1 protein-coding gene is annotated in these 655 nt (G+C 61.2%); it reads right to left on the bottom strand.

Going from position 1 to position 655, the window contains the following annotated elements; genetic code table 11:
• Positions 1-644, bottom strand: a 644-nt coding sequence (locus tag AACY08_RS27865) for an efflux RND transporter permease subunit (protein WP_339472321.1), incomplete at its 3' end; no start/stop codon positions are given.
• Positions 645-655: the final 11 nt, after the last annotated feature.

Consider the following 655-nt stretch of genomic DNA (forward strand, 5'->3'; position numbering starts at 1 on the left):
TAAAGATTGCCGAGCAGTCCGCCGGTCGCCTTTTGGATCTTGGCAACGATGTCGGCCTTGGTCGTGCCCTTGGCCCATTCCTCCTTCTCCTTCAGGATCACAAACCCGTCCGAGACGTTCGGCGGCGCCGGGTCAGTTGCGGCTTCCGCGATGCCCGTCTTGGAGAACATCAACGCGACTTCCGGCACCTTTATCACCGCCTCCTCGACCTTGCGTTCCATCAACAGCGATTGTTCGAGGCTGACCGAGGGCACGCGCGTAGACGCGAAGGCGAGATTTTTCTCGTCGAGCTGGGGGATGAACTCGGAACCGAGCAGTCCAAAGGCGGGGATCGCCGCCAGGAAGAAGGCAAGCCCGCCGATGATGAACGGCCACGGCTTGGCGATCGCCCTGTCGAGCAGTGGAAGGTAGCGCTCTTTGGACTTGCGGATCAGCCACACATCCTTCTCCGCGACCTTGCCGCGGATCAGGATTGCGAACAGCGCCGGAACCAGCGTGATCGCCAGCACGAACGCCGCCACCAACGCGAGCATGATCGTGATCGCCATCGGCGAAAACGTCTTGCCTTCGGTGCCGGTGAAGGTCAGCAGCGGTGCAAATGCCAGGAGGATGATGGCCTGACCAAAAACGGTCGGCTTGATCATCTCCTGCGCGG

The sequence above is a fragment of the Pseudomonas sp. EL_65y_Pfl1_R83 genome (assembly GCF_963970695.1).
GTDB classification, from domain to species: Bacteria; Pseudomonadota; Gammaproteobacteria; order Pseudomonadales; family Pseudomonadaceae; genus Aquipseudomonas; species Aquipseudomonas tritici.